The organism is Peribacillus sp. SIMBA_075, assembly GCF_046534585.1.
Genome location: NZ_JAWRYN010000234.1, coordinates 1 through 354, shown reverse-complemented (window position 1 = coordinate 354; position 354 = coordinate 1). Strand labels below are relative to the sequence as shown.

1 pseudogene is annotated in these 354 nt (G+C 45.2%); it reads left to right on the top strand.

Annotated elements, in window-relative coordinates:
* Positions 1 to 129: 129 nt before the first annotated feature.
* Positions 130 to 354, top strand: a pseudogene (locus SB775_RS28020) (recombination regulator RecX); the annotation flags it as partial.

The following is a 354-nucleotide window of genomic DNA, read 5'->3' as shown; positions in this document are numbered from 1 at the left end:
CCCGGTGCCGCCAGTTATCGCTATTTTCATTTCCATCGCCTCCATGTTTATCCCATACCCAATTCGAGCGAAGCATATGCCAAGAGGGCGTTCAAAGTGTATAATAGGAGAAGAAGCGAGGGGAAATTGATGCCGATCATTACGAAAATAACCCGCGGAAAAAACAATCCGGAACGCTATAATATTTACTTGGAAGAAAAATTTGCGTTCAGTGTCGATGAAACCTTAATCATCCGCTACCAATTGACCAAGGGCAAGGAACTCGACCAGTGGACAATCGAAGAAATGAACTTTGAGGATGAAGTCCGAAAAGCGTTCAATAAGGCCTTGCATTATCTCGGCTTCCGCATGCGC